Annotated in this window: 6 protein-coding genes; 3 read left to right on the forward strand and 3 right to left on the reverse strand. The window is 64.5% G+C overall.

Going from position 1 to position 5,893, the window contains the following annotated elements:
• Positions 1 to 63 precede the first annotated feature (63 nt).
• Positions 64 to 594 carry a hypothetical protein gene (locus ABD154_RS13910; RefSeq protein WP_344251456.1) on the forward strand — a complete coding sequence of 177 codons (531 nt, stop codon included), beginning with the start codon at positions 64 to 66 and terminating at the stop codon, positions 592 to 594.
• A gap of 158 nt (positions 595 to 752) precedes the next feature.
• Here the strand turns inward: ABD154_RS13910 and ABD154_RS13915 are convergent, their stop codons facing one another.
• Positions 753 to 1,718: an ABC transporter substrate-binding protein gene (locus ABD154_RS13915; protein WP_198500020.1), complete on the reverse strand. Its 966-nt coding sequence runs from the start codon at positions 1,716 to 1,718 to the stop codon at positions 753 to 755.
• 133 nt (positions 1,719 to 1,851) lie between these two features.
• Between ABD154_RS13915 and ABD154_RS13920 the strand changes: the two genes are divergently transcribed.
• Positions 1,852 to 2,853, forward strand: a complete 1,002-nt coding sequence (locus ABD154_RS13920; RefSeq protein WP_232623769.1) for a siderophore-interacting protein — start codon at positions 1,852 to 1,854, stop codon at positions 2,851 to 2,853.
• Here the strand turns inward: ABD154_RS13920 and ABD154_RS13925 are convergent.
• Positions 2,823 to 3,737 carry a DMT family transporter gene (locus ABD154_RS13925; protein WP_344251457.1) on the reverse strand — a complete coding sequence of 305 codons (915 nt, stop codon included), beginning with the start codon at positions 3,735 to 3,737 and terminating at the stop codon, positions 2,823 to 2,825. The two genes, ABD154_RS13920 and ABD154_RS13925, sit on opposite strands and share 31 nt — an antisense overlap.
• 169 nt (positions 3,738 to 3,906) lie before the next feature.
• On the opposite strand from ABD154_RS13925, the gene ABD154_RS13930 reads away from it, so the two are divergent.
• The gene (locus ABD154_RS13930) at positions 3,907 to 4,821 is read left to right on the forward strand and encodes a LysR family transcriptional regulator (RefSeq protein ID WP_198500023.1); all 915 of its coding nucleotides are present in this window, start codon (positions 3,907 to 3,909) and stop codon (positions 4,819 to 4,821) included.
• Between the two features lie 160 nt (positions 4,822 to 4,981).
• Here the strand turns inward: ABD154_RS13930 and ABD154_RS13935 are convergent.
• The coding region (locus tag ABD154_RS13935; protein WP_344251458.1) for an HNH endonuclease signature motif containing protein at positions 4,982 to 5,893 on the reverse strand (912 nt) is incomplete at its 5' end.

The following is a 5,893-nucleotide window of genomic DNA, read 5'->3' on the forward strand; positions in this document are numbered from 1 at the left end:
TGAACCCAGCCGCTACACTGGCGGCATAAACCCGGAGGTCAACCAAACCTTCAGCGGACCCGGTTGGCGGAGAAGAGCGATCTCGTCTCTGCGGATCCGATCGAGGCCCGCACCTTCTTCGGCGGCAGCGTCGAGGACCAGGACCTCGATGGGGGCGATCCCGCGCTGCTCGCACCGGAGCCGACGGACGCGTTCCGCAGCGAGGTCGACAAGCAGGTCAAGACGCTCGTCGACAGCTGCGCGAAGAAGACCGTGGCTCAGCCCGACGGCTGCCCGTTCGGCTCGTACAGCGCCGAGAGCTTCGATGCCACGGATCTCAAGTGGTCGATCTCGTCGTATCCGACCGTCACGGTGTCCGACCCGTCGTCCGATCCGTACTACTACGACGGCGGAATGGGGGCCGGACCCAACGGCGGCCCGTCGTGGGCGATCACGACGGTCTCCGAGGGTGAGGCGCTGGTGACGGGCAGCTACGACTCGTTCTTCGACGACGGCGGGGCATTCGATGACACGGTGATCTTCTCCGTCGACGGCGTCGCTGAGATCGTCGACGGAAAGGTCGTCATCACCATCAGCGACGGCTACGACTTCTAGGACGACTCGTTGCTGCCGGAATGCTCGACACTCATCATGGTCGGTCGCTGCGGGAGGGAGCGCATCGATGACACCGGTCGGGATCGCTTCCGGTCGGGATCACATCCGATTCTCATCGTTCTCGGCCCCGGCCAGCTCCGGTCCTGAGCTCAGCCGGATCAGTTCTTGTCGATGTCCTCGGCTCGGTCGAGCACCTCGGCGAGATCGTTGAGCCATGCCGCATACCCGTCGTAGGTGAAGGCGCGCTTGTCATCCCAGGTGCCGGTCTGCCCGGCCTTGACCGTCGGCAGGCTGAGGTAGATCGGATTCGTCTCGAAGTCGGCCGAGGCGTCGTGGACGAGGAGGACATCGGCGGAGTAATCGCTGATCTTCTCCCACGAGACCTCGGCCCACGAGCTGTCGGCGCCGGGGTCGGGTCCCACGAGGGTCACGCCGTCGTCGGCGAGCATCCGGGCGATGCCGAGGTCCTTCGCGGTGTAGATGATGTCGGCATTGAAGTTCGCGAGGAGCACCGTGAGCCAGTCCTTGTCGGCGGTGACGTCGCGGATGCGCTGCCGTGCCGCATCGAAGTCGCGGCGCTGTGCGGTGATCTCCGCGGAGTCGGTGTCTGCACCGATCGCCTGGGCGACGGCGGCGTACTGGCCGAACATGTCGTCGGGCGTCTGGTCCTGGAGCTTGATCGGGACGAATGGGACGAGCGAGGTGACCTGCTCCCTGAGCTTGTCATCCCACCAGGTCCAGCCGTCGCCGGTCTCGTTGCCGTAGGCGACGACGATGTCGGGCCTTGTCGCGGCCAGCGCCTCGGTGTCGAGCTCCATGTCGGTGCCGACGATCTCGACGCCTGTGGTGTCGAACGACTTCCCCGGGGACTCGTTCTGCCCGAATCCGAAGACCGCGACGGGTGTGATGCCGTACGGCGCGAGCGCGGCCGCGGAGTAGAAGTCCATCGCGATGCGCTCAGCTGGTCTGTCGAGTGAGACGGTGACGCCGTCGTAGCCGGCGGGCGAGTACGAGAAGTTCTTGGCGGACGATTGAGCGGTCCCGGACTCGGATGCCTCGGTGGAGCAGGCGACGAGGGCGAGCGGAGCGAGAGCGGTGAGAGCCAGGAGCTGACGTCGGCGCATGACGACCTTTCGAGAGGGAACGGGAACGAGATCACCGTAGCATCATTGTGGAGAGGCTAACCTAACAAAGATGTTATGCTCGTCGAGTACCAGCCGGATCGCTCCTGCCTGTGCAGGAGGCAGAGGAGAACACGTGTCACGAGCATCCATCGGCGCTTTCGAGGCCACCGTCATCGGCATCGAGGACCTGAGCCCCTCATTCCGCCGCATCACCTTCGGCGGCGACGACTTGGCGGATTTCGGCACCGACGGGCACCCGCGTGATCTGCGGTTCAAGCTCATCATCCCGCCGGGCGGACTGAGCGCTCCGGAGTTCGACCTCCTCGGTTTCTTCGCCGAGCAGGTCGAGGCCGGGAACCCGTGGTACCAGGCGTGGCTGCAGGTCGATGAGGATGTCCGCGGAGCGATGCGCACGTACACCGTCCGCGAGTGGCGCAGCGATGCCCGAGAACTCGTCGTCGACATGGTGCTCCACATCGATGACGACGGCCATTCGGGTCCGGCGGCGACCTGGGCCAAGAACGCTGAGATCGGCCACCGACTGCACATCATCGGGCCGTCCCGTCACCACCAGGGCGCGTACGGCGGCATCGAGTTCGACTGCGGCGACGCCGATCAGATCCTGCTCGCCGGTGACGAGACCGCTGTCCCGGCCATCGCCTCGATCCTCGATTCCCTCAAGGACGCGACCGTCAGCGGCAGGGCTGTCATCGAGGTTCCGAGCGCTGACGACATTCTCGATCTCACGGCGCCCGAGGGCTTCGAGGTCGAATGGCTGCCGCGCGGCGACGCGGACTTCGGCGCGCTTCTCGAGCCGGCAGTGCGGGAGGCCGTGCGTGCAGAGAACAAGGCCCTCGCCGAGGTGGGGGCGTCGGTGTCCGCAGGAGGCGGAGTCGAACTCGAGGATGTCGACATCGACGAGGAGATCCTCTGGGACACGCCTACCCGGCTCACACAGGCTGCGCAGAGCAGTTCGAGTGACACCGAGCGCGGCTCCCGCCCGTTCTATGCGTGGATCGCCGGCGAGGCCGGACCGGTCAAACGACTGCGCCGCTACCTTGTGCAGGAGGTCGGCGTCGACCGCAAACAGGTCGCGTTCATGGGCTACTGGCGACAGGGCAAGGCCGAGGGCTGAGCACCCGGCGACCGGACCGACTGCACCGATCTGAGAATCTGCGGACCGATAGCGCAGCCGGCGCCGACCAGGCAGAGGACGCCGCCGACTGCTGCCAGGGGCGGCGGAACCTCGGCGAGAACAATCCAGGCAAGGACGACGACGATCGCCGGCACGAGCAGACTCGACGAACTCAGCAGGCCGGCAGGGAGCACGCGGATCGCATAACCCCACAGGTTGAACGCGATGGCCGTGGGCACAATGCCCAGGTAGATCACTTGGAGAGTGATGTCGATGGGGGCTGCGGCGACCTCGGTGAGGAGGCTCGGGGTGAAGATCAGGCAGGCGAGGGTGCCGGCGAGAATGCCCAACCACGTCACGGTCACCGAATCCTCGCCGGAGAGGAAGTGCTTCTGCAGGAGCACGCACGCGGCGTAGAGGAGCGCCGCTGAAAGGCTCAGCACAAGACCGCCGATGGTGAAGACTCCGGTGAAGCTCGCGACCGTGATGAGCACGATTCCCGCCAGGGAGACGAAGATGCCGACGAGCAGACGCCACGGCAGCCCCTCACCGAGGACGATGCCGGCGAAAACCTCGATGATGAGCGGGGCGATGTTGACGATCATCGAGGCGGTCCCAGCATCGATCGAATGCTCAGCGGCATTGAGGACGACGACGTAGGCGGCGAACCACGCCACTCCCCAGAGTGCGACGATGAACCATACTCTCGGCGACGAGGGGATGCGGGGCCTGCGGAAGACCATCCAGAGTGAGAGGACCACGGCTGCCGCGATGCAGCGCAGCAGCGCCATCGCGCCCGGGCTGAAATGAGCAGCGGCATCGCGGATGACGACGAATGACGACGCCCAGAACACCATGGTGAGCAATGCGGCGATCCACGGCAACGCAGGAATCCTGTCACTCAGGGACGGTCGCCGTTCAATTCGATTCATTCGCTCTGTTGGACGGTCGGCGTCAGGATTGTGTCTCATAACCTCGATCATTCCGTCTGCGACTGTCCATGAAAAGCGCACACTATTGCACAACTGTGCGCGCTCTCAATACGATCCGAGAATGCACTCGGTGTCGCATCTCCAGTCATTCAAGTCCGTCGCGGTCACGGGTTCAGTGCGGTCGGCCGCTCAGCACCTCGGCCTGTCGCCGTCTGCCGTCAGCCATCATCTCAAGCTTCTCGAGAAGCAGACCGGCCTCACTCTCTTCACGAGACGTGGGCGCAGACTGGGCTTGACGGATACCGGTTCGGCCATCCTCGCTGACATTGACGCCGTGCTCGAATCGACGAGCCGTTTGCAGCAGCGAATCTCTGAGCTGCAGGAGAGCCGCGTCGATCGGCTCTCGATCGCATACTTCGCTTCGGCAGGCACTCGTTGGCTTCCCGAGCTTGTCGCCTACCTCGAGCACCGTTATCCCCATACTGCCGTTCAGCTCAACCTCGCCGAAGGACCATGGACCGAACTCGAATCCGACATCCAGGTCATGATCGCCGAATCCCCGGAGCTCAGCCTTCCCTCCGGGGTCGACAGCAGCTTCCTCATCGAAGATCCGTACGTTGCAGCAGTACCCGAAGACCACCCAATGGCCGCAGCAGACTCGATTTCCCTCAGCGACCTCGCCCAGCTGCCATGGATCGACAACGACACCGGGGGCGGCCCATGCCGGACGATCCTCTTCGACGCATGCGCGCGAGCAGGGGTCCCGGTCCACTTCAAGCACGAGGCCCACAGTTTCCCCACGGCTCTGCATATGGTCAGCCGCGGACTGGGTGTGACGGTTCTTCCCCGCCTCGGAATTGATCCGCTGCCCGCCGGGGTGGCGGTCGTTCCCTTGGCCGATCCCGTTCCGACTCGTTATATCCATGCCATCAGCGATCCCGGGCATCCTCAGCAGGCCCTTCTCGCCGATGCCATCGCGGCTCTGCGCGATCTGGCCAGCGACGACGCAGAACTGGTGCCGGAAAGCCGCAGATGAATAGTCACAGATGAATGAATGTTCACAGATGAATGGTCTGATCGAGGCCGGTTCAATCATCCGAAACGCCGGTACCCGGACTGATCTGAGTCGCTCGGCCCCTCGAGTTGCGATTCCACCGCAATCGACTGTGTGAAGGCAGAGTGGTCCCCTGGCCCGGTCAGCACGGTGGTCGACTCGACCCGTTCGCACCCGACCCGCCCCCACCGGCATCATCAAGGCCGCCCGTGTCGGCGAGGTCGTCGAAGAGAGTGCTCATGATGTCCTCGGCAAGGAACCGGGGATGGAAGATCGGTTCCCGGGCAGGATCGACCGATGCCGGTGGCACCCACGCCGGGCGCCCATTGGTCATCATCCGCATCTCCCACTCCGACCGGTCCATCAGATGATGATGAGCACTGCACGCCAGTGCCAGATTATTGATCTCCGTGCGCCCTCCCCGGGCATGCGGGATCACATGATTGGCATCACACCACCCCGGAGGGGCATCACAGCCCGGGAACGTACACCCCTTGTCACGGGCCGTGACCACTGCGATCTGCTGCTTGTTGGCAAACCTCTTCTCCGTGAGTACCTGCACCGTCTTCGCCTTCTGTGACACCAGATGGAAGAACACCTGCCCGTTCAACCCGCGGGTCTGCAGTTCACTGATCGGGATCGGCGTCTCAACACCGGTGGTGCCCTCCCCGGTGCCGTGGGCCAGGTCCTCAGCCGTCGCAGTTACGACGAGCGCGTAGGGGGTCCCGGCCCCGGCCTGGTCCATGCTGATCCGCGAGACCAGAGTCGCGAACCGTTCATAGATCCACGCCCTCGCCGTGGGCTGCTCAGCAGTCAGATCGACCCGGGACCCGTCAGCACGCACCCCGACACCCACAAGGAACTCACTGTCCTCCGGCGTACCCGGAATCTCACCGGGACTAGTGTTGCTAGTGCCGGCTGCGCCGGTAGAAGTGGTGGTGCTGCCGTCGAAGTTAGTGTTCTGCGGACCGCCAGCGCCGTTGGCATCAGATGAGCCGTCAGGGTTCGTCATTCCGTTGACGCGCGAACCGTTGGGGTCGGCAGTGCCGTTGGG

Source organism: Brevibacterium sanguinis (assembly GCF_039528855.1).
Taxonomy (GTDB): Bacteria; Actinomycetota; Actinomycetes; order Actinomycetales; family Brevibacteriaceae; genus Brevibacterium; species Brevibacterium sanguinis.

Bases quoted from the DNA above. Each gene is read 5' to 3' on its own strand.
- ABD154_RS13915 (WP_198500020.1), bottom strand. From the start codon at position 1,718: ATGCGCCGACGTCAGCTCCTGGCTCTCACCGCTCTCGCTCCGCTCGCC.
- ABD154_RS13930 (WP_198500023.1), top strand. From the start codon at position 3,907: ATGCACTCGGTGTCGCATCTCCAGTCATTCAAGTCCGTCGCGGTCACG.